The sequence below is a fragment of the Alteromonas sp. 4NH20-0104 genome (assembly GCF_057547795.1).
The window spans coordinates 19464-46231 of sequence record NZ_BAAJLP010000037.1 but is presented as its reverse complement, the minus strand read 5'-3'; the positions used below and the strand labels follow the sequence as shown (position 1 = coordinate 46231).

Here is a 26768-nt window from a genome sequence, read left to right as displayed (position 1 = left end):
TTCGCGCAATTTCCACCGTTTTTGATGTTCCCGGCTTTTGCCAGTGGCTACGGCATCTTTCTGGCCGGATCCCAGTGTTCAGCAATTTTCCCATCTTCAATGCGAAACATATCAAACCACGTGGTGGTGTAAGCACTGTTTTTGCCTTCAGGCTCTTTCACATCCTGCACAAACGTAAGAATAACCCAATCCTTTTCGGCAACAATGGATACCAGCGGCATTTCCACCGTTTCCTTTATGGGTTTTGCGGTAGTGAACTGACTAAAGAAGTCTACAAAGCTCTGCCTGCCACTTGGCACGTTGGGGTTATGCTGAATGTAAGACTCGGTAAGGTATTTATCAGCAAGCTCCAGATGCCCGCCTTCAAACACTTCCCGCCAGAAGTCATAAACTAGTTGCTTATTGGCAGCCAGTTGTGGGTCGTCGCTTTGTAATAATAAACGGTGATCTTCAGCCGCTGTAACCGCTTCCTGTGCTCTTGTGCTCCTGTGCTCCTGTGGGCAAGCTAAATACCATGAGCGATAACAACATCGCAGAGAATACTGATTTCATAATAATTCCTGTAAAAGAAAAAAGCTGCCGGTTGGCAGCTTCTTGAGGTTAGAAAGTATATGTAGCGGTAACCCAGTAGGAACGGGGTTGGTCGTAAGCCACACCAAATATGGCATTTGGATTGGCCGCAATAGACTCCTGCGAAACGCTCTGACGGTCGAGAGATGCCAGGAAGCCTCCCGGAGCCGCCCACGACATTACGCCGGCTTCATCAAACAGGTTGCGGATCTGCCCTTGCACCTTCCAGTTGTCGTTCACATTCCAGGTAACACCAGCATCAAACATCCAGTAGGCAGGTAAGTCCCAGGCGCCCTGACGGTTAGCCGGGCGATCCCCCATGTAACTGGACGTCAGATAGGTCTGAATATCATCGCTGGCATCCCAGGTTATAGTGCCTCTGAACATCACATTTGGCACGTTGTCGGCGTCAGTATCCGGGCCAACCGTATACACATCGTCATCGGCGCCTGGATCATTAGGCGCCCACAAGCCAAATCCAGATGCTTCGGCGGTTTGTAAAGTTAATGCTGAACGTACTCGTAACGAAGACGTAATTTCCCAGTCAACATCGGCCTCCAAACCATAGGTTGTTACTTCACCGAAACGCGTGGGCGTGAGGTAGTTACGGCCAAACTCATCGGTAAACTGTTGAATAGCGCCTACGTTGGTCAGGCCACTATAAAACGGGAATAAAGCAATATTCCAGTTATCTGAAAGGTACTTAATACCGATTTCCATCTGCTCAATTTTTTGTGGCTGGGCAAACTCATTATCAACCCTGAACGGAGTATCCAGTAACACTACAGAGCCCATATCCGGCGCTTTCTTAGAATTTGAATAGCGCACGTAGGTACTCACATCCGCCGACCATTGATAGGTCACTGAGCCCGTATAAGCAAAGTAGTCGTAATCACGCTCCACATTCAGCTCAATAGTTTCGTTAGCCTGATTGTCGTAAAGCGTTGCAGGATTGCCGTCCGCACCACCGCCACCATTGTAGGCCGAGGCGGGCACATTGCGGTTAACAGCCGTGTTCTTTGCGTCGTAGTTAATTTTTTCATAACGTACCGCCGCATCAATAGTGATTTCATCATTCACGTACCAGGTATCACCCACGAAAAGTGACATCTGTTTCTGACTTCCCTGATATTTTACCCCCGAAGAGAACGCATTAGCGTGCGCACCAAACCCGGCCGGGTCGGTGACAATCAGCTCTGTGCCATCCGGTAAAATGTGAGTAATATCCAGCATACGAGGCTGTTCTTCCAACGTCGCAACACCGGCACCACCAGAGCCCCCTGTATTATCGATATCGCCTTTAGATAACTCAATACCAAATGCCAGGCTGTGATTACCGGCTTCTTTATTCAGCACAGATTTAAAGAACACCTCATCGGTTTCATACAGTTGATACATTGCGAACTGCGTAAACACACCCGCGCCATCAAATAAGGTTGGCGATGGCAGGTTGCTCGAAACCACCGTGCGATCAAAGCCAGTGGCAGAGGCTACGCGCGCCGCTTCTGCGCCACTATCCTGATAGCTGTAAACGGTTTCCCCCGGCAAGCCAAAGGAACCCGGTAGAATGCCAGCAAACATATCGGTCAGGTTCATTGGTGAGATTACAGCCCCGGTGTTCCATTCCGTTGATTTTTGCGCATAGCCCAGCCAGGTGTTCAAACTAAAATCATTGGGTAAGTCATGACGCCAGTCCAGATTGACACTTTTCTCTTTGGAGTGGATCAGATCAGAACCGTCCCAGGACCCGGTGCTGCCATCGGGATTAGTAAAGGTGTGAGGATTCGCCGGCGGTAATACCGAACTGGTGGTACTAAAACCAGTAGCCGGACGCGGATCGCTAAAGTTGGTTGATGGAATAAATTCAAACCAGCCGTTATGGTCGTTTAAGTATTTGGCATTAACCTGTACCCGGCCACCATCGTACTCATGCAGAATATTGGCCCGTATCTGACCACCATAGTTCAGATCATAGCCCGGATGGCGTGCACCTTTGGCCTTACGATAAAAACCACCCACCGCATAGTAAGTGTCTTCCGATAGCTCGCCACCGGTATAAAAGTCCAGCCGCTTATACGGGTTATTATCGCCCTCCAACCCATAACGGGCCTGGATCTGCGTTTTATCAAAGGATTTACCGTGCGCATAATATAGTTAAATACCCCACCAGGGGCATTTGCGCCGGTCACACTGGCGGTGCCGCCTCGCAGCGACTCCACGTGATCCAACATCAAATCAGGGCGCGAGAAATAGTCAAATTAGTGGTGGTCATCAGTTCTACCGGTACTGAGTTTTCCTGCATGGATACGTAATAGTAACCACTTGCGCCATCTAACGAGTTGGCCGATACGCACCGGGAAAACACCACGTTACGAATTTCACCCAGTGCAGAGTTAACAAATACACCCGGAACATTTTTTAAAATATCTGATGCGCTCGACGGAATTTGTTGTTCTAACTCTTCACCACTAATCACAGACAGAGCTACCGGAACCTGCTCCAGCGATTTAGCTGAAAACACACCGGTGACAACAATATTTTCTACCTCTTCCTCTTCACTGTTTTGTGCGTTGTTATTCTCCTGTGCACCAACAATTGGGGATGACATCATGCCTGCCAGACACATTGCAGCCACCACTTTTCTTACCCGAAATGCATTAGGCAATTCATTTACTTCATTCGCAACCATATTTTTTCTCACTATGAGTTGAGTCTTTATCATCAACAGCTTCCCAGTAGCGAAACTTCAGGGCTCTGGGGAAACCACATAGCTGGTCTTCATTTTTTTATTATTGACCATCAGTTACTGCGCCTTGCTTTTCCGGGCAAATGTAAACACCGCACCACCAAGCAATTAACATTATTTAAACAATTAAACCAAAAACCAATCATAGCCAACATATTTTAATCATTATTTTATGATTGATATTGACTGAATATGACTATTGTCAAAATTATCCTATATTATTCATGCAATTTTTGAATTTGGGTTTTATTTTAAAGATGGAGGATTATTTTTAGAACGGGATTAAAAATTAACATTAAATTTTCATATGAAAATTTGCAGGCTGGGTAGTACCAGGAGCGGCTGAGCGAGCGAAAAGAGACAAACAGAGTTTTTTACGGCTCTATTTAGCCAACAAAAACTGGGAGACAGCCTCTCATTTTTCTTAACTAACCTGACGGCCGGCTTTTACATTACATCCGAGTCATAATAAGCAAATCTTAACGAGCTAACATGTCTATTGTGACCCGAAGTAACTTACGAACAATTACCAAACCGCTCAAAAAACAACCTAACCATGTCAATTTTTTTTACAGGTGACTGTTTAGGAAAACAGATGAAAAACCCCAAGCCATTGAAATTAGTATAAAATATTAAGTTGGCATGATAATGGCTATACATTCAGTGTATTTTGAATTCTCCTGCCTTTAAGGACCATAAAATGAAAAAGTTGAGCCAAGTCGCTAAGGTTGTATCAATCGGTGGCGCATTAGTTTTCGGTTCATTATCAGCTAACGCCGCATCTATCTCTTTCTCCTACGATGCAGCAACTGATAGCTCTGGCTTAACCAGCCAGTATATCGATCCAGTAACCGGTGGTTTGCCAGGTTACTTCATTGAAACATTCGACCAGGATACCAATTTTTCTGGTTTCCCGGGCTCTACTGCTTATAACGATCCAGGTTTTGATCAGGATTGTGCAGTAAACAGTGTAAACGGCGGTCCTGCTGGCGTTTTGGTAACGCCTCCAAGCAGTAACGTTGGTGTTCGTCAGGGCTCTGTCTCTAACGTAGCAGCTGCACCTGCAAACGATGATACATGTTTCGCCTACCTGACCAATAACGGCAGCGGTTCTGCGAGCTTTACCTTTGACTATAGTCAGTTACTGGCAGCCAACGCAGACACAGGTATTACCTATCTAGGCTTCTACTGGGGTTCGGTAGACCGTTACAACGATTTTAATTTCTACTCTGGCGGAAACCTGGTTTCTAGCATTACAGGTAATAGCCTGCTTAATGCCCTGGGTGGCAGCGCAGGTAACCAAACAAACCCTGGTTCAAACGTTTATGTGAATATCGATTTCTCATTCGCCGAACAGTTTGACCGCCTGGTGATCAACACTTCTGGTGTAGCCGGTGAGTTCGACAACATTGTTGTTGGTTTGAGCCAGCGTCCTGTTCTTGCTTCAAGCCCTGGTAGCAACGCTCTGTTACTGTTAGGTCTGGCAGCTATCGGACTTCGCTTACGCCGTAAAAAGTAATAGCTAGTTAATACGAAAAAAGCTGACTTCGGTCAGCTTTTTTTATGTCCGTCATTCACGTAACGCGCTTCAGTACAGTAAGCACTATCAGCTGAACCATCAGTGCGCCAACAAAAATCAGCGGACTGGTCACCCAGCCGGCAATAGCAAACGCCACAACCGCAATGCCACCGTTCATTAGTGCGTAAGGTAGCTGAGTTTTAAAATGGTCGTACTGACGGCAGCTAGCCCCCGTAGCCGACAATATTGTGGTTTCCGATATGGGCGAGCAGTGATCGCCAAATAATCCGCCGGATAATACCGCCCCAATGCTCACTAATAATGCGGCATCAATGGCAAAGGCGGTTGGGATCACCAAGGGCAACATAATAGCAAAGGTGCCCCAGGAAGAACCGGTCGCAAAGGAAATAACCGCCGACAGCAAAAAGGCTACCAGCGGCAGTAACCAGGCCGGAAACCCCCGTTGCGCCTGTTCAGCAATGTAGGCAGCCGTACCCAACTCGTGGCCCAGGGAACTCAATGTCCAGGCCAACACCAGTACAATGATCACCTGCATCATGCCGCTCATGCCCTGCAAATACAGCGTAACGCCCTCCAAGCCAGAACGAACCTTATACCAGGCCATTAGTCCAATCAGCGTGCACGCCGCCAGAAAATAGGCACTGGCAAGGGCGGCCCGAAATACTGAGCCCGGCACACTGGAAAACGGAAACCCCAATGGCACCAGCATAAAGAGCAATACCAGCGCCATAACTAACAGTGGCAAAAACACAAAGCTGGCGCGGGCATTTTTATGGGTAAAGGCCTGCACCTTATTCCTGTTTTCTTCTTTCGGGTTAGCCGATACTGGCACTTTCGCCGCCTTTATTTCAGTTTTTGCCATGGCGCCAATATCGGCTTTAAGAAACACCAGCAACGGGATCACGGCAATCGCCAGTAAGGCATAAAACTGATAGGGAATAACAGCAATAAACACCTGCCAGCTATCGAGGGATTTACCGGCCTGTTCGAACTCCTTTTGTAACAAGCCCATAATGTATATCCCCCACCCAATGAAGGGCACCAGAATGGCTACGGGCGAGGCCGTGGAGTCGATAATAAATGCCAGTTTTTCCCGCGACACCTGAAGCTTCTCAAACAATGGTCGAAATACCGGCCCAATAATCAGCGGCGTGCCTAAATCTGAATAGAAGATAAAGATACCGCCACACCAGGCTGCTATTTGCGCTTTAGCCTTACTGGCGATCACCCCAATCATTTTACTGGCAAAAGCCGGCCCGCCACCAGACTTCTCCATCAGGGCCACAAAGCCACCAATAAACACCATCAACACAATCACTCCGGCATTGTAACTATCGGTGAGTGTGCCCACTAAATGGGTCTTGATCAGCTCCGCCATTACATTCAGCGGATGCCAGCCGGTGAGTAAAATCACCGCGGTGACCACCCCGCCAAACAAACCAATCACCACATGCTTGGTATACAAAGCCAACGCAAGCGTTACAACAATGGGAAGAACAGAAAGCATATCAGGGTGTGTCAAAATACCGTCCTGCTGGGCAAAATAGTTGCCGAACCAATAAATTATAATTTATATAAATCTATCTTAAACAAGCAGATGTCGCAATGAGTTGAGCTTTTCACCCATTCGTACGTACAATCCTCCAACGCCCCTGGACCGAGCAATATCAACCATGCAAATAAACAGTGATTTTAGTCAGCGAGTGGTTATTCAACCCGAAGAGTACGAATTTATCCCTTCTCCGCTTAACGGCGTTAGCCGCATGATGCTGGACCGCGCCGGTGGTGAGGTAGCCCGAGCTACCAGCATAGTCCGTTACGACGCGGGCGCCGGTTACAGTGGCCACACCCACGATGGCGGTGAGGAGATCTATGTTTTAAGCGGCACTTTCAGTGATGAGCACGGCGATTACCCTGCCGGTACCTATCTGCGCAATCCCCCAGGCAGTGCACACACGCCATTCTCAGCAGCCGGATGTACCATTCTGGTTAAGCTCTGGCAGTTTGCACAAGACGATTCCGAACATCTCACCATCAATACACATCAGGCAGCATGGCTTCCCGGCCAGGTTGAAGGGCTTAGTGTAATGCCATTGCATGAACACAACGGCGTCAGCACTGCGCTGGTTAAATGGGCGCCTGACACCCGGTTTGGCGGGCACGTTCATCCGGGCGGCGAGGAAATACTGGTCCTTAACGGGGTCTTCAACGACGAACATGGCAGTTATCCGGCAGGCAGTTGGATCCGCAATCCAAGATACAGTCAGCATACCCCTTTTACGGGTGAGGAAGGCGCGCTGATCTTCGTAAAAGTGGGTTATATGGGCGCAAACTTACTCGGCGACAAGTTTATCAGCGACGGCTGATGAGTCAGGCTGTGTCAGAGTTGTCAGTGCCTCAGGCAATTACTGTCAACGCTGACCAAAGCCGCCCTCGCTTAGAATAAAAAGCTTATATTTCAAATAGTAAAATATACTAAAAAGTAGGCACCAAGCTTGCTATCTGCTTATTGAAGAGGCGCTGTAGGAGCCTCATGGTTCAGGAGCAGAGACTATGTACCGTTTTTTACTTTTTATACTAATGGGTATGGCTTTATTCACAGCTGGCTGTGGCGATGGCAACAATCAGGGGCCAAACACGTTTACAGTCAATAATGATGGCCTGTCCACATTTAACCTTAGTCAGCTTCGTAACCAACTGAATACATACCCGTTAGGTACCCTGACCGCACTGGAGGAAGAAGGCCTGTTAATGATGCGAGAAGAAGAAAAACTCGCTCATGACGTGTACACCACCTTATATAACCAACACGGCCTGCTGATATTCAGTAACATTGCCAACAGCGAACTCACTCATACCGAGGCGGTCCTGGCATTGCTCGAACGATACCAGTTAACCGATCCGGTCACCAACAACGCCACCGGCGCATTCAGCAACACTGAGTTTAGTTACCTTTATACTGTATTAACAGAAAGTGGCTCTGTTTCTATTCTGGAAGCGCTGTATGTGGGGGCGCAGGTAGAGGAGCTGGATATTTACGATCTCATGCGCTTAGGCAACGATGTGATGGATAATCCCGACATCGACCTGGTTTACGGCAACCTGCTCAAAGGTTCACGCAATCATTTACGCGCTTTTTACAGTCAAATCCTGACTAACAATGGCACCTATCGCCCTCAATATATCAGTCAGGACCTGTTTGATGAGATTGTTAACAGCCCCATGGAAAGAGGCTAACTGGCTAATTTAACACCTTAAATTCAATTTCTAACGGCAGGTTCGGGCGCTCTGAGTTCTCTCAGCCTACCTTATTGCTGCGCAAATTAATCGCCTGCCGATATTAAAAATAGTTTTTTTGATTTTAAAACCCGTTCAAAACAAACTTTAACGTTCACAACTGTGCAAAAAGAAAGCATTCAAACCACCCGTAGCTATCCGCCATAGCTCAGATAGTATACTGTATGACATGAAGTCTACCGCTAGAATCGGTCAGACTATCGCTACAATAATAAAAAAATATCAAAATAACGAAATACCAAACTTCTGTTAAGGAGTCATTTATACATGTCAATTGTGGTTAAAACTTTGTCGGAACAAGCTTACGAGATTATTCGTGAGCGTATCCTTGCCAACGATATGTTCCCGGCAAAACCCATTCGTCAGGACGCCCTCTCCCAGGATCTGGGAGTAAGTAAGATCCCGCTGCGTGAAGCACTCACCCGGCTGGAACAAGACGGTTTATTAGTTTCTCACCCAAACCGCGGATTTATTGTTCGCCCACTCAGCCTGGCCGAAGCCGAAGATGTGTTTCATCTGCGGACCACGCTGGAACCTGAAGCGGCTGCCCAGGGCTGTAAAAAAGCCACCGAGGAAGATAAAGCCAAGGTTTCCGAGATTTTTAAACGTCTGCAAAGCATGGCTAATGAAATATCGCCCGAAGCGGTTACCGTCAACCGGGAGTTTCATTTGGCGCTGTCGGCCCCCGCCGGCCGCAAAATCACGCAGGAACTGCTGTTCAAGATCCACCTGCTGTCTGAACGTTACGTTCGTAAGCACCTTGAGCCACCCGATCGTGAGGCCGACGCCTACCGCGAACATGAAGAAATTTATGCTGCGTGGATGAACAAAGAACCTAAACTGGTGAAAAAGTTACTTAAAGAACATACTCATAGCACATTAGAAGATTTACGCGGTGAGTTATTCGAATAAGCCATTCAGGTACAGATAAAAAGAGTGGCATTGCCACTCTTTTCGTTTAACGCCGTAAAAACACGTTCAATATAAGCGCCACATCAGGATTTCATGTCGTTTAGCGCTATAATCGCAGTAACAATAACAACGACAGATCATCCGGAGCTCACACATGGATTGTATCCGTGCCTTACAAGGCCTTTTACTTTCAACTGCAGTTATCCTTAGTGCCTGCAGTGCCCCACCGCCCTCCAGTACTTCTCAATCGGCAACACCGCAGAACTTATCAACCGCCTACACCCTGAAAAGCGGCGGGCAAATCCCGCGCTATCAGCAAGGCGTCACTGTTGAGCATGCAGAGCTGCATTTCGCTTTTGATTTCGATAAGGAGCAGCTCTTTGGTAACACCATTCTGACCCTGCAAGCCGCACAACCAGCCAAAGCGGTATCAGTCGACCTGGACAGCGTGTTCACTATCGACGGTGTGTGGCTTAATGGCGAAAGAATCAGCCCGCAACGCTACACCAATGAACAGGGCGAACTGGTTATTACCCCGGCTAATGAAGTGAGTTTTCCGGTGTCGGTTCAGGTGAAATATCATGGTCATCCCCGCACGCCGCCCAACGCGCCCTGGGACGGCGGTGTAATGTGGGATAAAACCCCAGACGGCGCACCCTGGCTGGCTACCGCAGTACAGGGCGAAGGTTGCGATATCTTCTGGCCATGTATCGACCAGCCCATGGGTGAGCCCAAAACTGCCGATATTTACATTACCGTACCTAACAACCTGGTAGCGGCGAGCAATGGTGTACTGGTAAAAACCACCAGCACCGACAACGAGAGCACCTATCACTGGCAAACCCGCTCTGCACATAACACTTATGGTATTGCGCTGAATATCGCGCCGTATGAAAAAATCGAAGAAAGCTATCAAAGTATTTATGGTAACCGTTACCCGATAGTTTATTACCATCTGCCCGGCAATGCCGAAAAAGCCCGGCAGCTGTTCAACGAAATTCCGGCCATGCTGACGTTCTTTGAACGCATGATTGGCCCCTACCCCTTTGCCGATGAAAAAGTGGGCGTGGTGCAAACCCCGCACCTGGGTATGGAACACCAAACCATTAACGCCTACGGCAACGAATACAAAAAAGACGAATTCGGCTTCGACTGGTTACTGCAACATGAGTTTGCCCATGAGTACTTTGGTAACCAGGTCACCAACGATAACTGGGACCACATGTGGATCCACGAAGGCCTGGGCAGCTACATGCAGCCTTTATTTGCCCAGTACCTGCACGGCGATATTGCTTACAAAGCGTATTTAAATAACCAGCGTAAAGGGCTTATTAACACCCACCCCATCGTGTCAAATAAGTTAATGGAAGTGGAAGAGGTTTACGAAAAAGGCGTCGGCCCGGCACTGGATATCTATTATAAAGGCTCCTGGATCATGCATACTCTGCGCTATTTAATTGGCGATCCGGTATTTTTTGATTCAGTCACTACATTGTTATACGGCACGGCCACGCCGCAACCGGGCGAATTTACTACGGTGTATCGCAACACCGAGGACTTTATTCAGCTCGTCAACGCGTTGTCTGGCGACGACCTGAGCTGGTTTTTTGACGTTTATCTGTATCAGGCCAAACTGCCCGAACTGCAGGAACAGCGCAGCAACGGGGAGCTAACCCTGAGCTGGCTGGTACCCGACGATCTGCCATTTCCAATGCCGGTAGAAGTATCGGTAAATGGCAACATCACCACGCTGCAGTTACCAGATCAAAATACGCTGAAAGTCACCGCTCAGGATGTGGTTATCGTTGATCCCAACAGCAAACTCCTGCGTTTTGAAGCGCGCTACGACGCCACCGCTAAATAACTACCGGGAAAAGTGCACTGACTCACCTGAAGGGTTGGCAGTGCACGCACATCGCGGTTGTCCATTGGTCTTATAAAGTCTGTTTAATAGTCGCTTAAAGCTTGTAAATAAGGCGTTACATCGGTAGATTTATCTTTTAATTACAATCTATAACGCGCCTACTCATGGAAGAACCCGCTGTACTAGTGACGCAAATCGCCAATGGCAATAAAGAGGCAGAACAAGCACTGCTCAGTCACTTCTCCCGACCGCTGTATTCCATAGTGGCTTATAAGTGCGACGATCCCACCCTGGCACAGGATATTGTGCAGGAAGCCCTGCTTATTGTTATTCAGAAAGCCCGGGCTTCCGCTATAGAAAACCCCGAGGCAATAGCAGGCTTTGTGCGGCGGGTGGCAGAAAACCTGCTCATCGCTACCTACCGCAAAAACAAACGCCAGCGCACCGACGCCAGCGACGAAATGGATCTTCACGCTCACACGCCAAACCATACCGAAAACCAGGTCAGTTCAGAAAAGCTGCTGGAAACCGTTACCCAGGTTATGTCTGAACTCAGTGTCGAGCGCGACAGGCAGTTGCTGAGCGCTTACTTTTTTGAAGGCAAAGACAAAGAGGAATTGTGTAAGGATCTGGACTTAAGCACCGAACATTTCGATAAAGTGCTCCACCGGGCCAAGTCTCGGCTGAAACAAGCGCTGGCTATCAGATGTAAGGTAGAGCTTAACAAACAATCGCTGTTTACTTTGTTATCGGTGGCGGCCGCATTGTGCTGGCTGGGAACCCATTTATAACCTCCACAGTGCGCCTTGAGAGGGAATCGGTTTTGCCGACACTACTATAACGGAGTAATTAACCTAACCGAAACGGTTACAGAAGTTAAGTGATATGAATACACAGTACATCCAGGCTAATCATGTAATTCAGCGCTACCTGCACGGCAAGCTTACGGCAGCTGAAATGATTGAGTTTGAAGAATATTTGTTGATGCACCCCGACATGGTGGAAGAGTTCGAACTCAGTGCAATCTTCAAAAAAACACTCGGCCAGGCGGCTAAGAAAACCCGTGCAGACTCATCAGCCAGCAAACTGCTGCGGTTGTTCTGGCCACTCGGTGGCATGCTGATTGGCAGCGCCGCCACCTGGCTGTTGCTGGGATATCAGCAACCCAAACACGTGGCAACGGCCATTAGCCCCGATGTGATCTACATTGGCGAGATGCGCGGCGCCAGCACATCGCAGTTGCCGCCGGTAGGCGCGGTACTCGACGAACACAGCCAACAGCAAATACTGGTGCTGGATGTCAGCATGGCCAACGGCCTTTTGTTTGACGTAGAACTGCAATCGGCAAGCGGCCAGGCGTTACAAACCTGGCCGGCGCTGAAGAAAAACGCTCAGGGTGAACTGGTTATTCAGGCCACCCTGCAATCGGCCAATGTACCATCAACGGTCATCGCAGTACGCGACAGTTCTACTTCAGCAGTGGTATTAAGCGCCACCATTATTACAGGTTCCGACTAATGACGCCTTCCACCAGCAGTATGTTTCCTGCCTGCGAGCAGGCGCTGCTAAGCCCGGTGGAGTTAAATACCCTGGCCACCCTGATGCTGCCAGGTTTACCGCAAAATAACAGTTCGCACTCAGCGCCTGATGAGGCACCACAACCTTCCTTTTCTTTTACCTCAGCAGTAGAAGAGGATCCTGAAGACGATGCCGACCCAGCCTTTCTCGACGAGCCCGATTATACCCCGGACGACACCAACTCGCTGCCCATCCCGGCCGGTTACACCTACCTATGCCAGTTTATTGCCCACGACATTGTGGCCGATTCGCACTTTCATGTGGGCGGGCGCCAAACCAGTGCGCTGCTTAACCTGGACAGCCTGTACGGAAACACTGGCAGCGGCGACCCTATCACCAGTATTGAAGACAAGTACTTTAACAGCGAAAGCGGCAAATTTTTAACCCAGACTCACGATGTTCACCGGGTATCACCCGGCACCATAGAAAACGCGCCCTGGGCCACCGCCTGGATGCCGGAACAACGCAACGACGAAAACGCTATTGTGCTGCAGTTGCACAGCTTGTTTCAGGATTTACATAACGCCTTCATTAGTGCTTTACCAGCAGCTCAAGCAGATATTGCCGAACGCATCATTACCGCCAGGCGCTATACCGTGGCAGTGTTTCATCACATCGTGATCAATGACTTACTGCCAAAGCTGGTGCTAGCCGATTGCCATGATTACTTTTTTGATAAGCTCGGCCCATTTTACTACGACCCCGACAGGCCATACACCCAGGTACCAGCCGAATTTAAGCTGGCAAGTTTTAGATTTGGTCACAGTATGCTGCGCCCCCGCTATCATCTTAAAACCGAGCACTCGCAGTCGTTTTCACTGGATGACATCATGCGTCGCCCGCCATTTGAGCCGCTTAATAACGCGCATGTTATCGACTGGCCGGCACTGTTTTTCGATCCGCTGGAGAACGAGGGGCTGCAGCAGATAGCCAGCCCTATCGATTTGTTTATTACCAGCGATATGGCCACCGTGCCACACCCCACTAATCCGAAAGCGGGCCGTAACATTGCCCAGCTAAACTTGCTGGCAGGCATTAAAGTGCGCTTAAACAGCGCCGAAAATATTCTCCAGGCGATTGTCAGCGAGCCGCAATTTGAGCCTTTCGCCAGGCATTTTGAGCACCGCTTAAACAACCGTAAGCTGGTAGTGACCTCCCCCGGCCAGGAAACCGATTTTCTGTATGCGCTACTGAGTGTTTTACAGCAACAGCACCGCACGCCACTCTGGCTTTATACGCTGCAGGAAAACTTAACCGATTACGCCGATAACAATCAGTACAAATTGGGGCTGGTTGCCAGTGCCATTAACTGCGATGTACTACGCAGCGCCATGTATGAGTGTTACCGCAGTGACCAACAGCAGAGCCGGGCACAACTGGCCGACAAGTTAACCACAACAATACACCAGGCCTTTGAGTGCTTAGACACGCCGCTTCACACCATGGCCGACATCACCACGTTTTTAACTACAAGGAGTCAATGTGATGAGTAACCAGGCAGCGCACAGTAAATGGTATGTACCAAAGGGCTGGGTGTCAGATTATAACCGCGACGAGTGGGCCCCTGAATTTCGCCCTTATCTGCCCAAAGGTCAGCGCGACTATAACGATAACGCTTTAAAAATGCGTACCCGCGTGTTCACCCCGGTGCTCGGTTCCGCCTTTTTGGTTACCATTACCATCGTCAAATCCCAGGGGACCTGGCCAACCCTCACGGCAAAGCTGCTTAGCAAAGCGAAGTTCTTTCCCACCGACGATCCGAACATGCTGTGTTCCAACAACTTATCCATTGTAAAAGACGGTGGCTATCCGAAAGGCGCACCGGCCTTTAAAGAAAAATACACCGACGTGTACTTCACCATAACGTACTCTGTTGACGCCGATGGGAAGCCCAGGTACACCACGGCCAGCCACTGGAACAAAGAAAAAGATGGCAGCCGGGTAACGGTTAAAAACGCTCCGGCCTACGCCTGGAAAAACCACTAAAACCGGCATGACATGGAACCAATTCGCCAATCGCTCAGCCTAGGACTTATCCTGTTCTGCCTGGCACTGTTTGCCGGGCAGCGAGCGGTGGCGGATGAATTTCAGTTTACGGTTACCGCCGCAGCCAATGAGGTAATCATTGTTGAAGCGCCCGACACGGCGTTCAACATTACTCTGGACGGTACCACAGGCAGCCCGGCAAACAGCCATTATGGCTACACCCATATTGCCGCCATCAGGCCTCAAAGCAGTGCAGAATATGCAGTAACCATTACGGTAAATGATAACAGCGAACCATCAGTAACGGCCTCCGAGTTTGCTGTTTATTCACAACCGGCAAATGCGTTGTGGGACTGGCTGGCGTGGTTCTCGGCCACTTACGAAGACTCAGGCAACGCGACTGTATTAACCGAACAAATCGCCCGCCAGAGCGACGCCGAAACGGCATGCTTTGCCACCGCATTACTCGCTCGCCAATACCTGATTGAAGAAAATACCGAACAGGCTTCATCGCTGCTTGCGCCCGCCGCTAATGGCTATACCTGCTGGCAACTGGCGGCGCTTGCCATGTCGACTCATTTTGGCATTTACCATTTTGCCGATGCCAGTAATGCCGGCATGGCACTGCTCCCCGGGCAATTTAAAAACGCTTTAACCCATGCCACAAGCGTAATAAACCCAGCCGATTGGCAGCCAGCATCAGAGTCATTGCCAGGCGAACCAGCCGGTCACATGTTGCCTGCCAACAGTTACCTGACAACCCAACTGGTCACCACACTCGGCTTCAGTAACCTGCTGCATGGCTCGGTAGTATCGTCACAAACACTAATGGAAGCCGGTAAATATTCACTGGAGCAAGCCCGCTCGCAAGCCATCGAACAAGGTTATACAAAGCTACTGCCAGATATCTACAACGGTCTTGCCACCTACTGGTCGCTGGCTAACGATAATGTGGCCGCGGCCCGTTACCTGAATGAAGCTATCCGCAGCAAACAACAATCAGGCGATACACAGGGGCTTGCTGAGATAACCAACAATCTCGCGCTGGTTTATTTATGGTCTGGCCGCTGGGAGTTAGCCCAGCAGACCTTTCGCGAGGCGGCAGAGTACCTAACTGAGGATGATGCCGATATCACTGCAGCGGTGCTCACCGCCAACCTTGCCAGCAGTTACAGCTATCTGGGCGATACCGATACCGCCGAGCGCTATTATCAGCGCACCCTCACACTGAATCAGAGCCGTGTTTACGATGACGATAGCAGCCACCTGTACATTGCCTTAGCCAAAATTGCCATGGCCGGGCAGCGCTGGCCGGCAGCCCTCGATGCTCTGACTCAGGCGCAGCAAAAAGCAGAAAATCTGCGTTCCGATCGCCTGCCATTAATTTATGCCCTGCAAGCCCAGGCTTTAGTGCACAACATGCAGCCTGCACAAGCCAGTAAGCTGGAGAATACAGCGCTCGACACACTGGATAATGTAGTAAAAATGACCGAGCGCATTCAGGCCCTTACAGCCCTTACCGACACCCGTATTCAGCTCGGCGAGTATCCTGAAGCCGCCAAGCAAATAGAACAACTCTTGGCCCTTATAGACGATGATGATCCGCAACAGGTTGCCCTCGCCTCCTTGCAATACCAGCTCCTCAAAGCCACCGAGCCGCAAAACGAGAGCGCGCTTACCGCCACTTTCAGCAAAGCTAATCAGCATATTCTGCAACTGGGACGCAAACTGGACGCTTATCAAATGGGTCCTCACTGGTTTAATAAAGTCAGAGAGCTCTACGATGCTCATCTGGACACCCTGCTAAGCCACCCTACAACGGCGAATACCGAGCAGGCCCTGGCATTGCTGGAAACCTATCAGAGCCAGCTATTTTTGCGTAAACGGCAAGACCGAGAACGCCAGCAACTACTCAGGCAACCACAACTTGAAAGCCTGTGGCAGCAACGTTTAACGCTGGAAAGCAGCCTGATAAACACCACCGACACCGCTGACAAAGCGCACCAGCAGCAACAGCTCGATAACGTAAAAGAGCAGTGGTACCGACTGGTGAATCCTCAGTTACGTAGCGAGGATGCGGCCACTCCTTCCGCCTTAACGCTTAACGCGGTGCAATTGGCCCTGAAACCACATCAGGTGGTGTTGCGATACCTCCACACCGGCCAGCAGTGCTTTGTACTGGCCATTACCGCAACACGGCATCAGGCAGGGCCGGTTGACTGCCCACCAGGGCTACCTAACGGTTTATCGGGCGCAGAGATTGTTCAGGCCTACCGCAATACCCCGGCCAGCCATTTTATTCCGATTTGGGTAATAGAAAACAGCCAGCTAACCGATATTATCTGGCAAGCTGACGGGCGTTTTTTTGCTTTGCCCATGGCGCAACTTCGCCTGGGCGATAAGCAATATGTTGGCAGTCGTTACACCCTGCGCCAAACACCGTCGCTGGCAGCTTATCTGTTGTCTACCCAATCAGATCCCGCACCGCTGAGCATTGGTATTTTTGACTCCCCCACATTTGCTACCGAAGCAACCCGCGCTGAGTCAGGCTGGCGTAATCAGCTGCCTGGTCTGCCCTGGGCCAAACGCGAGGGCGACCAGCTCGCCACGCTATTTCCGGCCTTACCGGTAAAGCGATTTTCGGCACAACAGGCCACTTATCAGGCATTACTGAGTAAAGACTTACGGGAGTCTGCCCTGTTACATATTGCAACTCACAGTTATTTTGACCCACAGGATCCCGCCATTGTTGGCCTGGCAGTCGCCAGAAAGTCATCACCGGAGGCCGGGGATAATGGCTTTTTGCCGCAAAGCGCGTTATTGGGCGAACCCTTTCACAATCAACTGATAGTGCTTAGCGGCTGCGAAACCTCGCTGGGTAAAATGATGGCCCACGACGGCCTGCAAAGCCTGGCCTACGGTGTATTAACTGCCGGGGCCGACTCGGTGATTAGCACCCGCTGGAAAGTGTCAGACAAACCCACGGCAACCTTCATGAGCTACTTTTATCAGGGCCTTAAAACAACGGGCAGCACTACCGAGGCCCTGCGCCACGCGCGCCAGAAAATGCAGCGCCACCCACGCTTCAAACACCCCATGCACTGGGCGGGCTTTACGCTTACGGTGGTCAACCAGGAAGCCGAGTATTTTTCACTTTAATAGCCAGCGCATATCGCACCAAAGTTAACCGAAACTGAGCGTAAAAAGTGGCTGTTTGGGCTGATATGCACCATGAGGGCTTGTCGTTTAATCGTCACTACGTAACTATAGATTGGTATAAAAATAATTTAATGACAGATAAACAGGAGTTTGTGGTGAACTTAACTAAGTTAACCCTGATTGCAGTACTGATGAGCTTCAGCCAGCTCGCTCTGGCAAAGCTAAAATACTTCCCCCATCCCAATGAAAACGCCCCCTACTCGCTGGCCACCCAGGTAGATAATATTGTGTATCTTTCCGGTCAGATCCCGGTGGATGAGAATGGCGATATACCAGCCACAATGCCGGCGCAGTCTAAGCAGGTTATGCTAAACGTAAAAAAGGCGCTCAATTCGCTGGGCCTGGGTATGGAAGATGTCTTTAAGTGCACGGTAATGATCGACGACATCAGCAAATGGCCCGACTTTAACGCCGTGTATACGACCTTTTTTACCAAAGGAGCCTTACCGGCTCGCAGTGCTTTTGGCGTAGATGGCTTGCCCATGGGCGCGATGGTTGAAGTGGAATGTATGGCCCACATGCGCCGTATGTAGTTTTACCCATCAAACCGCTTGCGGCGGACATCCACCGCCGCATTGCACTTCGACTTACCCGCCATTTCAGTTACACTATTGGCGATGTCATACCAAACTCCCAGCCAGGCACTTGAAGTGCTGTACGAAATTAAAAAAAGCAAATTCCACGCGTTTGCCGCCTGTGCGCCCGACCGCGATACCGCTATGGCCCTGCTCGCCGAGAAAAAAACGCAATACCCTGATGCCCGACACCATTGCTGGGCTTACTTATTTGGCCGTCCGGATATGCCCCAAAGTGTTGCCTGTTCAGACGATGGTGAACCCAGCGGCACTGCCGGCAAACCGATATTAAACGTACTCCAGCATAAAGACGTGGGCGATGTAATGCTTATTGTGACCCGCTATTTTGGCGGCATTAAGCTGGGCGCCGGAGGATTAGTGCGGGCCTACTCAAGTGCCGCACAACAAGTCATGGAAAACCTCCAGGTAACGCAACACATATCACTGGATGAAATTACCGTTACTGCCGACTTTAAACACGAGCAGTTCATTCGCCATTGGGTAACCCAACAGCAGGGTGAGGTGAGCGATTGTCAGTACAGCCACCAGGTAACCATGACCGTTGCCCTGCCAGCCCCGGAAATAGACAGTTTCACCGCGATGTGCCGCAATCAGGGCATTACTGTGATGACTCAAGCACAACACAAAGACCTCTGACCACTACAAACTTAGCAGCGATATAGCAGTTAAGATCCAGCCTATGTAGCAAAACTGTCATATAAATTTCAGTGTACAAGTGTTCGCTGAACAATTAGACTGGTGGTACATAAATGAGGATGATTATGACTTCAATACCCAAACGTGCTTACTCCGTTGCCGAAGAATGGCTCAATAGTATCAGCCATGGCCTGGCCTGTGTGGCGGCTATTGTGGGGTTGGTGTTTATGTTACTGCGTGCCGAAACGTCGGTAAGTGTTACCGCTTCGGCTGTTTACGGCGGCACGCTGATTTTTATGTTTCTATCCTCAACGATATACCACGCGGTAACCCATCAAAAGGCAAAAGGCCTGTTAAAACTGTTTGATCACAGCGCCATTTATCTGCTGATTGCGGGCACTTATACTCCGCTCACTTTGGTAGCCATTGGCGGCCAGCTTGGCCTAATAGCTACGGCGTTTATCTGGATACTCGCGATTGCCGGTGTAGCCTTTAAAATGATAGCCAAACACCGCTTTCCCAAAGTATCGGTAGTTACTTACCTGATTATGGGCTGGATAGTAGTAGGGTTAATCTACCCGCTGTATCAGGCCATGCCGGGCTCCGGATTGTGGTTAATTGTAGCCGGCGGCCTGTGCTTTAGTATTGGCGTGTTGTTTTATGTTGCCAAGTCAAAGAAGTACACCCACGCCATCTGGCATTTGTTTGTAATTGGCGGCTGCGGTTGCCATTACTTTTCAATTTACTATTATGTGGTGTAGAGCACCTAACTGCAGTATTTCGTTATGACATCCAGCCTATCCTGGTTTACCGTTGGAAACGGCCGCATTACCCTTGGCGCCCGCCCCACGCCCGACTACCTTACCCAATTACGTGGTCAGGGCGTTACGCACATTGCGACCATACAGACATCAGAAGAAAACAAACCTGAATTAAAAAGCGAGGTAGCGAATGCCGGCCTGCACTGGTTATGGCTGCCGTTCAACATTGCCGATATTTTTGTAAATAACGATACTGAAAAAGCGTTTATGCAGCAGTATCTGCAAGAAGTTGCTGAAACCCTGCGCGAAGGCGGCAAGGTTTACCTGCACTGCGACGGTAACTGCGAACGCTGCCGCTTATTTTTGTACGCCCTGTGTATTCATCAACGAATCCCAGCCAGTAGCGCCTATAATATAATTCACAGTTTCGGCGGTGACAAAGCCAACCAACTATCCCGCCGCGAGTTACAACAAGCCGCCGCGATAGTGGCCTAAGAACCGGTCATCCCGGCCAAACACTTACTATCATCCCGGCCAATAAAATATAGTCATCCCGGCCTCCCCTCTCGTCATCACGGCCTCCCCCATCCCGTCATCCCGGCCTCCCCCTCCCGTCATCCCGGCCTCCCCCATCCCGTCATCCCGGAAAATACGTAGTATTTATCCGGGATCTCCCGAACAGCCTGGCTCAGCTCAACTAGTATTTTCAGGAGATCCCCGCTCAAGAGCATGCGGGGATGACGAAGGAGGTGCATGTGTGAATGACGGTAGTGAAGCATGTGTGGATGACGACTTTTATTTCTGTCATCCTGGCCCAACAAATACTGTCATCCCGGAAAATACGTAGTATTTATCCGGGATCTCCAGAACGGCCTAGCTCCCCCCAAACAACCATTCGAGCATCGAAAGTGGATCTGGGAGATAATTTCGTATGGAACAAAAGGTGATCTGCGCCCTACTACCTCGGTTATTCAGGCCCCAATCAGACAACTATTATTAAGATAAAACTGTAGGTTTTTATAATAAACTAGATGTTTGACACAAACCAAGCTCTGTATATTATTTAGTCAGGTTTATTTTTAAGCTAGACTATGTGAATCGTGGAATTGTATATGAAAAGATTATCAAACCGATTATACCTTTTGATAAAAGCTCACTTTTTCTTACGCCCCTATACGTACCGTATATCGACTATAGTGCCAACGGCTCTGTCAAAAAGAAATCCAACAACATTATTCGGAATGACTACAAGTATGCCGCAGCAAAAACAATGAGCCAACAAGGTTTCATTCCCTTCATTTACACATAGGTTTTAATAGCACTCCAATCTGCTCTTTATTGCCAGAAACATAAAAAGGACTTGAAAACTGATGACTCTGGAAACCCAAGAAAACTCAAATGTTGAACAACGTAAGCTAGCCTTAGAAGTAGATTTGTTAGAACTACAAAAACACGAGCAGTTGCGCCGATGGTACCAAAGGCCTGTTATTTTGTTTGCGATTCTTCCGAGCATAGTTGCCGCTGCAACGCTGAGTTTTCAACTTTACACAGGTTACTACGAAAATTCAGCTCGCCTGGCAACGCTAGAAAAGAAAGAAGCTGAACAAGCTAAAAATCAGCTTGATATAAAACGCAATGAACTAAAAACAATTGAAAACGATGTGGCAGCCCGGCAGAAAAAAATTAAGAAAGAACAGGATGCTATTAATGCAATAAAAAAAGAAATGACTTTACAAGAAGCTAGCTTAAAAGGTGAACTAGTAGCAATTGAAAAAATAAAAGCATCCTTAGCCGAAGCTGAAGCCAGTATCTCTCAAAAAGAAAAAGAAGTATTGGAGAAAACGAAAGAGTTAGATGAAGAATTGGCGTATATAGATAAACAAAAACAAGTCGCTCAAGCCGAGATCACCTTATTAAAAAAAGAGTTAGCTACGATAACGCAGCAATACGAAACCGCGAAAAACAATTTGAGATACGCTAGCATCGACGCGTATATTGAAGCGCTAGCTGAGAGCGATCCTTCGCCGCACAACGAGTCAGCGCATGCACTTATACGCTACCTTCAAAATACTGATGCGGTTACTTTTGAAGATATAGACATGTATTTCAATGAATTTAAGTCTGAGCCACTTCTTTACATTAACCTCCTGCATACCTTGTACCGCGCATTTGAAGAGCCGGGCCTGGTAAATCGAATTATAGATTTTGCTGAACTCAATCTTGATAGCACTTCAATTTGGTGGTTCTTTGGCACAGCCGATTGGTTTTCAAGCGATCAAATTTCGGCATGGAAAAGGTACCTTGAACTAGCAAAAACGCATAATCCCACCAATGAAAAGCTTTCTGCCATGTATTTGGAATTCGGCTACCCGAGTGATGAGCTGGACGGTGACGTACGCACACAGCTAAAAGACGACAACCTTTATTTTTACAGTGTTAAAACAGCATATGGTTTAGCTATGGATGAGCAAGCAGAAGACTATGAAAGGGGGAACGCGGTGTTGGCATTAAAAGGCCTTGCACCATCACTTGCTTTAGTAGTGATGGCTCAGTTATATGAGTCGAAGACCAGTTCTGAAACATTGAAGTTTGAAGTATATCAATACCTGAATGTGGCAACAGAAGAGATAATGTATGACATCGCAATAGAGGAGTTTGACCCTTTAACTAACACCTTTGGTGACGCTCCAACAAGCGAAGCTCTATCAAGAGTAATGATTACCTACTCGTTTCCATACGATGACTTGTATAACACAGCAAAATGGGATAGCAACATTAGGGCTAAAATTTTAGCTGAACATGGTATTTAGCTGGAAAAATTAAGCACGTAGTGTGATAAGCAGCGTTGCTCTTTATAGCATTATGAACGCTACGCAATGCAGATATCAGACATACCAAGGATATTCCGACTCCCATCCCGGTCATCCGCAAACACATTCCGTCATCCCGGAGAATATGCAGTATTCATCCGGGATCTCCTAAACAGTCTGACTCAGCTCACACAACCTTTTCAGGAGATCCCCGCTCAAGAACATGCGGGGATGACGAAGGAGGTGCATGTGTGAATGACGGTAGTGAAGCATGTGTGGATGACGACTTTTAATTCTGTCATCCCGGCCCAACAAATACTGTCATCCCGGCCCCCCTCTCCCGTCATCCCGGCCTCCCCCATCCCGTCATCCCGGAAAATACGTAGTATTTATCCGGGATCTCCCGAACAGTCTGGCTAACCCAAAACAGTTATTCAGACATCGAAAGTATACCAGGGAGATCCCGGACAGTTTCTCCGAAACTTCCGGGATGACGAAGGGAAATGAAACTTCCGGGATGACGAAGGGAAATGAAACTTCCGGGATGACGAAGGGAAATGGAACTTCCGGGATGACATAGGAGGAATACCTCCCCCGGGATAACAGAATCAGAAAGAATCAGTGGATGACCAAGGAAGAGTAAAACAAAAACTCAGGAGTGAGTTAAATCACAATACAACTTATCAATAAGGCCACTGAGCAATTGCAGTTCATTCATGTCGAGGTTTTTAATCTGACACAACAACTCTTTAGGAATCGCCGCCGCTTCGGCTTTTGCCGCTTTCCCTTTGGCCGTCAGCACCACCTGCTTTACCCGTTTATCCTGCTCTGAAGGTTGAATAAGAATAAACCCTTTCTGCTCCAGCTTTTTAAGGATAAGCGTTAATGCGCCGGGATCGATACGACTTTTTTCTACCAGCGCAGAAATGGTGAGCTGTTTATGCTCCCACAGCGCCAGTAATACCAGATACTGGGGATAAGTAATATCCATCGCCTGCAACAGCGGCCGGTAAGCCCGGGTGAACGCATTGGATACGGAATAAAAACGGTGGCACAGCTGGTTGTCCAGCTTTAGCAGATCGTCGTCTGTCATAACAAATATACCTCTGCCATTATTTTGCATACAAAATAGTTGTCAGGCAACTCTATGTTTGCTACTTTTACTTTGCATACAAAGTATATTTCAGGAGGACACCCTTATGCATAAATTAGATGATGTACTTTACACTGGCGTAGCAACAGCAACCGGCGGACGTGGCGGTAAAGCGGAATCTAATGATGGCCGTTTAAAAACCGACTTGTCTGTACCAAAAGGTTTAGGCGGTGACGATGGCCCGGGCACTAACCCTGAACAAATGTTTGCCGCAGGCTATGCCGCCTGTTTTATTGGCGCGCTGGGCTTTGTAGCCGGTCAGGAAAAAGTAAAACTGCCGGAAGACGTTAAAGTAACCGGCGAAGTAGGCATTGGCCCAATCCCAACCGGTTTTGCGATTAAAGTAAAACTGATTGTAGATTTAGGCGATATCGATACCGATAAAGAAGCCATGGTGGCCAAGGCGCACGATGTATGCCCCTACTCAAACGCCACCCGTGGCAACGTTGAAGTGACCTTCGAGGTACTTTAATTAATACCCCTCAGCGGTATTTTTTGGAGGCGGGTATTACCGGCCTCCAAAACCACGTCCGCCAGTACTCATTTTTCAACATACCACTTGGTGTGCACATGCACATCGTCGCGGTTTAGCAGTTCATCACTCGCCATCCAGCAATACTGATTGTGCTGTTCTTTTGGTAGCTCATCCAGGCTGATATCCAGTTCAAGCTCATAACCTAGTACTACATAGTGGGTAGACACCGCTTCATCAAAGGCGCTGTCAGCGTATAAATGCTCGAACACGCCCATAAAGGTTGCAGCAGAACGCTCAATGGCAATCCCTAATTCGGCTTCCGTCAGGCGCAAAAAGGCGTTATCCAGCTTTTCGTTTTTCTGCACCCTCCCCCCCGGCACAAACCAGTAACCCTGGGCCGGGCGATTAGTGCGATAACCCACTAGCACCTCGCCCTGGTAATTTTTCACAATCAGATCGATAGACACCAGCGGCGTGGCACCGATAATGGTTTGAAACGTGCTCTCGCTTAAAAATGCCATAAAAAGCCCCGCAGTAAACAATGTTTGCGGGGCCAGTGTATCAGTTTATGGCCAGTGACAGCGATTGGTTTGGTTTCGCTTTGTGCAGGCTTACAGGTAACACACAAGTTACGCCAATATCGTACGGGGCAATATTGGACCGGCTTGTTCTTTTACAACTGCACGACGAAATACCACCATTCCTATCGATAGAATCAGTAAACCAAAACCAGCCGGGGCAGAAACCGCCACATCACCAATATCATTAGGCGTAAAACTGTACTCCTGTCCCAGAAAATAAATGGTCCAGGCGCTTAGGCCGTAAACATTAATATTGTCTTCCAGGGTAAAACCTGCCTCGGCAAATACATCGCCGGACACATCAAAAAAGTCGTCGAGGTTAATAACCATTTCATCAGAGGAGGTATCAAAAAGTAAGTCAAAATTAAAAGCCGATGACAAATACAAATCACCCATTACCGCAAGAAAATCGGCATCCATATCAGAAAACTCCAGCTCCAGCGAGCCACTTAATAAACTTAGATCGCCGTTTATTAGCATTTCGCCTGGCGAATTTCCAGGTGCCAGCCGGCCGCCGTCTATGGTTACATTACCAATCACCGAGCCGCCGTTGCCGTTTAACACGCCTCCTGCGTTTACCGTAACATCCGCTTCTACCGTGCCGCCCTGATCCACAGTTAAATAAGACTCAGCATTTTGATACGCGCCCGAGTTTGCGCTGTTAGTTGATACATCTACTGTACTCCCACTTAGCATGGCCCCGTCTTGCACACGAATACTGCCTGTTGCCAGCGCATAGATAGCTTCTTCGTCGTAGAGATAGGTAGAAGGATACAAGGTTTCATATACCACCCCGTTGCTTACCCACGAATAAACCGCCCCAAGTACTTCTTCACCGGCTTCATTGTATATAATGTTACCCTGCAAATCGGTAACCGGCTCACCATCGGCCAGATTCTCCCAGTCTACAGAGGTTACCGGTACACCCGTTGCTGTATAACCGGCAATTCTTTTTGCCGACCCTATGTTGGTATCTTCGGCAATGAGCGCAGAGCCAACGCCGCTTATCAGCACAGTGGAATCACCCGTTGAATTACCTACCGACATCTCGGTATCCCAACGGCTGCTTCCGGTGACCTCTACCACACCTCCATCAGTAATATTGAGTGCAGCAGATACATTTTCGTACGTGGGGTTAAGATTTATATAATTACTTACCTCAATTACCGATCCGGCATCCATCACGTTAACCACGGCAGTAGAACCGCTGGCCGACGATGAGCCCACCCACAAACTGCCATCATTGGAGGTATCTGTAGCGCCTAACGCACTGGTTGCCCTGGCTGCACCGCCATTTTCAATATTGAGCTCACTGTATGACAAACCTTCACCCACTCTGATACGCCCACCATCGTATGTCGATTTACTGGTTACCAGCTGCGAACCCTGCCCTTCAACAGTAACCACCGAAGAACCTTGTACGCCGGCTACACCGCCATCGCTCCCCAGCCAAAAATCGCTTTCGAAGGCTTGTAAAACCCCACCATTTAACACTTGCACATTGGCACTCCCCCCCATGCCAGTGCGCACACCATAGCTTCCATAACTTGATATGCTGGCGCTGCCGGCCGAACCATCCCCAATAATGCTTAATTCGCCATGGGCTCCCGAGCCATTGCCAATAATTGTGCCATATTGAGTTGTAAGGCTATTGGCCCCATTGTTTTGCGTGTTGTAGTTCACTTCGATAGACCCATAACCACCACCAAATCCGGCTTCAATATAGCCAGAATAATAGGCATTGCCAGAGGTAATAACCGCGGCGTTAAGCTGGCAGGTTATAAGAGGAGCAGTAGCCAATAACAGGCCTTTGCAGATGAGATTAAATTTCATTTCAACATTCCTTTTGTTAAAACCAAATCGCTTCAAATATACATCAACCTCATAAAAGCCGATTCGATGAAAAAACATTTTGTGGGGAGGCCCCTTGCACGAGCAGATAGATAGGATTCAAGTAGCTGAACGGCTATTGGAGATCGCTAAGGGCCTGCCCTGTAGCTACTATGCCGTATTTGGCATGGCGAGTTTATTCCACAAAAGAGGA

At 48.8% G+C, this 26768-nt stretch carries 23 protein-coding genes; 16 read left to right on the top strand and 7 right to left on the bottom strand.

All coding sequences use genetic code 11. From position 1 onward, the window contains the following. Positions 1-47: 47 nt before the first annotated feature. The 3 genes from AC27IB_RS20785 to AC27IB_RS20775 form a co-directional block, all read right to left on the bottom strand. On the bottom strand, positions 48-413 hold the full coding sequence (locus AC27IB_RS20785) for a nuclear transport factor 2 family protein (RefSeq protein ID WP_487123350.1): 366 nt from the start codon (positions 411-413) through the stop codon (positions 48-50). 187 nt (positions 414-600) lie between these two features. After that, complete coding sequence (locus AC27IB_RS20780) at positions 601-2667, bottom strand: TonB-dependent receptor domain-containing protein (protein ID WP_487123339.1); 2067 nt, start codon at positions 2665-2667, stop codon at positions 601-603. Positions 2668-2800: 133 nt separating this feature from the next. Continuing rightward, positions 2801-3259: a TonB-dependent receptor plug domain-containing protein gene (locus tag AC27IB_RS20775; protein WP_487123337.1), complete on the bottom strand. Its 459-nt coding sequence runs from the start codon at positions 3257-3259 to the stop codon at positions 2801-2803. Between the two features lie 757 nt (positions 3260-4016). Here AC27IB_RS20775 and AC27IB_RS20770 point away from each other — a divergent pair. Next, positions 4017-4835, top strand: coding sequence for an Npun_F0296 family exosortase-dependent surface protein (locus AC27IB_RS20770; protein WP_296052973.1), 819 nt, complete (start codon positions 4017-4019; stop codon positions 4833-4835). A gap of 55 nt (positions 4836-4890) precedes the next feature. Here AC27IB_RS20770 and AC27IB_RS20765 read toward each other — a convergent pair whose 3' ends face one another. Continuing rightward, the gene (locus tag AC27IB_RS20765; protein ID WP_487123335.1) at positions 4891-6378 is read right to left on the bottom strand and encodes a Na+/H+ antiporter NhaC family protein; all 1488 of its coding nucleotides are present in this window, start codon (positions 6376-6378) and stop codon (positions 4891-4893) included. Between the two features lie 151 nt (positions 6379-6529). Here AC27IB_RS20765 and AC27IB_RS20760 point away from each other — a divergent pair, with 151 nt between their 5' ends. The 14 genes from AC27IB_RS20760 (at position 6530) to AC27IB_RS20695 (ending at position 22515) form a co-directional block, all read left to right on the top strand. Next, positions 6530-7222 (top strand): cupin domain-containing protein, encoded by a 693-nt coding sequence (locus tag AC27IB_RS20760; RefSeq protein ID WP_487123333.1) that lies wholly within the window; start codon positions 6530-6532, stop codon positions 7220-7222. Positions 7223-7409: 187 nt separating this feature from the next. Next, a complete protein-coding gene (locus AC27IB_RS20755) occupies positions 7410-8093 on the top strand; it encodes a DUF2202 domain-containing protein (protein WP_487123331.1) in 684 nt (227 codons plus the stop codon). A 327-nt stretch (positions 8094-8420) separates the two neighbouring features. After that, the gene (locus tag AC27IB_RS20750; protein WP_296053699.1) at positions 8421-9065 is read left to right on the top strand and encodes a GntR family transcriptional regulator; all 645 of its coding nucleotides are present in this window, start codon (positions 8421-8423) and stop codon (positions 9063-9065) included. A 154-nt stretch (positions 9066-9219) separates the two neighbouring features. Beyond that, positions 9220-10929: a M1 family metallopeptidase gene (locus AC27IB_RS20745; protein WP_487123329.1), complete on the top strand. Its 1710-nt coding sequence runs from the start codon at positions 9220-9222 to the stop codon at positions 10927-10929. A 164-nt stretch (positions 10930-11093) separates the two neighbouring features. Then, the gene (locus AC27IB_RS20740; protein WP_296053055.1) at positions 11094-11720 is read left to right on the top strand and encodes an RNA polymerase sigma factor; all 627 of its coding nucleotides are present in this window, start codon (positions 11094-11096) and stop codon (positions 11718-11720) included. A gap of 94 nt (positions 11721-11814) precedes the next feature. Next, positions 11815-12447, top strand: coding sequence for a hypothetical protein (locus AC27IB_RS20735; RefSeq protein ID WP_487123327.1), 633 nt, complete (start codon positions 11815-11817; stop codon positions 12445-12447). Further along, entirely contained in the window at positions 12447-14000 is a 1554-nt protein-coding gene (locus AC27IB_RS20730; protein WP_487123325.1) for a peroxidase family protein, read from the top strand. Before AC27IB_RS20735 ends, AC27IB_RS20730 begins: the two co-directional genes overlap by 1 nt. Then, positions 13993-14493: a hypothetical protein gene (locus AC27IB_RS20725; RefSeq protein WP_296053049.1), complete on the top strand. Its 501-nt coding sequence runs from the start codon at positions 13993-13995 to the stop codon at positions 14491-14493. The genes AC27IB_RS20730 and AC27IB_RS20725 overlap by 8 nt, the downstream gene beginning before the upstream one ends. A gap of 12 nt (positions 14494-14505) precedes the next feature. Beyond that, on the top strand, positions 14506-17652 hold the full coding sequence (locus tag AC27IB_RS20720; protein ID WP_487123323.1) for a CHAT domain-containing protein: 3147 nt from the start codon (positions 14506-14508) through the stop codon (positions 17650-17652). 131 nt (positions 17653-17783) lie between these two features. Beyond that, positions 17784-18245, top strand: coding sequence for a RidA family protein (locus AC27IB_RS20715; RefSeq protein ID WP_487123321.1), 462 nt, complete (start codon positions 17784-17786; stop codon positions 18243-18245). A gap of 84 nt (positions 18246-18329) precedes the next feature. Then, positions 18330-18944, top strand: a complete 615-nt coding sequence (locus tag AC27IB_RS20710; protein ID WP_487123319.1) for a YigZ family protein — start codon at positions 18330-18332, stop codon at positions 18942-18944. Positions 18945-19069: 125 nt separating this feature from the next. Continuing rightward, positions 19070-19705: a PAQR family membrane homeostasis protein TrhA gene (gene trhA, locus AC27IB_RS20705; protein ID WP_487123317.1), complete on the top strand. Its 636-nt coding sequence runs from the start codon at positions 19070-19072 to the stop codon at positions 19703-19705. Between the two features lie 24 nt (positions 19706-19729). Next, a complete protein-coding gene (locus AC27IB_RS20700) occupies positions 19730-20200 on the top strand; it encodes a protein-tyrosine phosphatase family protein (RefSeq protein WP_487123315.1) in 471 nt (156 codons plus the stop codon). An 875-nt stretch (positions 20201-21075) separates the two neighbouring features. Continuing rightward, positions 21076-22515, top strand: a complete 1440-nt coding sequence (locus AC27IB_RS20695) for a zinc ribbon domain-containing protein (protein ID WP_487123313.1) — start codon at positions 21076-21078, stop codon at positions 22513-22515. A gap of 652 nt (positions 22516-23167) precedes the next feature. Here AC27IB_RS20695 and AC27IB_RS20690 read toward each other — a convergent pair. Beyond that, positions 23168-23608, bottom strand: coding sequence for a MarR family winged helix-turn-helix transcriptional regulator (locus tag AC27IB_RS20690; protein ID WP_487123311.1), 441 nt, complete (start codon positions 23606-23608; stop codon positions 23168-23170). Positions 23609-23714: 106 nt separating this feature from the next. Here AC27IB_RS20690 and AC27IB_RS20685 point away from each other — a divergent pair, with 106 nt between their 5' ends. Further along, on the top strand, positions 23715-24140 hold the full coding sequence (locus AC27IB_RS20685; RefSeq protein WP_487123309.1) for an organic hydroperoxide resistance protein: 426 nt from the start codon (positions 23715-23717) through the stop codon (positions 24138-24140). 68 nt (positions 24141-24208) lie between these two features. On the opposite strand, the gene AC27IB_RS20680 is transcribed toward AC27IB_RS20685, so the two are convergent. Both AC27IB_RS20680 and AC27IB_RS20675 read right to left on the bottom strand, forming a co-directional pair. After that, entirely contained in the window at positions 24209-24664 is a 456-nt protein-coding gene (locus AC27IB_RS20680) for a GDP-mannose mannosyl hydrolase (protein WP_487123307.1), read from the bottom strand. 108 nt (positions 24665-24772) lie between these two features. Continuing rightward, entirely contained in the window at positions 24773-26557 is a 1785-nt protein-coding gene (locus tag AC27IB_RS20675) for an autotransporter outer membrane beta-barrel domain-containing protein (protein WP_487123305.1), read from the bottom strand. Between the last annotated feature and the right edge of the window lie 211 nt (positions 26558-26768).

Bases quoted from the DNA above. Each gene is read 5' to 3' on its own strand.
- AC27IB_RS20775 (WP_487123337.1), bottom strand. From the start codon at position 3,259: ATGGTTGCGAATGAAGTAAATGAATTGCCTAATGCATTTCGGGTAAGA.
- AC27IB_RS20770 (WP_296052973.1), top strand. From the start codon at position 4,017: ATGAAAAAGTTGAGCCAAGTCGCTAAGGTTGTATCAATCGGTGGCGCA.
- AC27IB_RS20760 (WP_487123333.1), top strand. From the start codon at position 6,530: ATGCAAATAAACAGTGATTTTAGTCAGCGAGTGGTTATTCAACCCGAA.
- AC27IB_RS20755 (WP_487123331.1), top strand. From the start codon at position 7,410: ATGTACCGTTTTTTACTTTTTATACTAATGGGTATGGCTTTATTCACA.
- AC27IB_RS20750 (WP_296053699.1), top strand. From the start codon at position 8,421: ATGTCAATTGTGGTTAAAACTTTGTCGGAACAAGCTTACGAGATTATT.
- AC27IB_RS20745 (WP_487123329.1), top strand. From the start codon at position 9,220: ATGGATTGTATCCGTGCCTTACAAGGCCTTTTACTTTCAACTGCAGTT.
- AC27IB_RS20740 (WP_296053055.1), top strand. From the start codon at position 11,094: ATGGAAGAACCCGCTGTACTAGTGACGCAAATCGCCAATGGCAATAAA.
- AC27IB_RS20735 (WP_487123327.1), top strand. From the start codon at position 11,815: ATGAATACACAGTACATCCAGGCTAATCATGTAATTCAGCGCTACCTG.
- AC27IB_RS20730 (WP_487123325.1), top strand. From the start codon at position 12,447: ATGACGCCTTCCACCAGCAGTATGTTTCCTGCCTGCGAGCAGGCGCTG.
- AC27IB_RS20725 (WP_296053049.1), top strand. From the start codon at position 13,993: ATGAGTAACCAGGCAGCGCACAGTAAATGGTATGTACCAAAGGGCTGG.
- AC27IB_RS20720 (WP_487123323.1), top strand. From the start codon at position 14,506: ATGGAACCAATTCGCCAATCGCTCAGCCTAGGACTTATCCTGTTCTGC.
- AC27IB_RS20715 (WP_487123321.1), top strand. From the start codon at position 17,784: ATGACAGATAAACAGGAGTTTGTGGTGAACTTAACTAAGTTAACCCTG.
- AC27IB_RS20710 (WP_487123319.1), top strand. From the start codon at position 18,330: ATGTCATACCAAACTCCCAGCCAGGCACTTGAAGTGCTGTACGAAATT.
- trhA (WP_487123317.1), top strand. From the start codon at position 19,070: ATGACTTCAATACCCAAACGTGCTTACTCCGTTGCCGAAGAATGGCTC.
- AC27IB_RS20700 (WP_487123315.1), top strand. From the start codon at position 19,730: ATGACATCCAGCCTATCCTGGTTTACCGTTGGAAACGGCCGCATTACC.
- AC27IB_RS20695 (WP_487123313.1), top strand. From the start codon at position 21,076: ATGACTCTGGAAACCCAAGAAAACTCAAATGTTGAACAACGTAAGCTA.
- AC27IB_RS20690 (WP_487123311.1), bottom strand. From the start codon at position 23,608: ATGACAGACGACGATCTGCTAAAGCTGGACAACCAGCTGTGCCACCGT.
- AC27IB_RS20685 (WP_487123309.1), top strand. From the start codon at position 23,715: ATGCATAAATTAGATGATGTACTTTACACTGGCGTAGCAACAGCAACC.
- AC27IB_RS20680 (WP_487123307.1), bottom strand. From the start codon at position 24,664: ATGGCATTTTTAAGCGAGAGCACGTTTCAAACCATTATCGGTGCCACG.
- AC27IB_RS20675 (WP_487123305.1), bottom strand. From the start codon at position 26,557: ATGAAATTTAATCTCATCTGCAAAGGCCTGTTATTGGCTACTGCTCCT.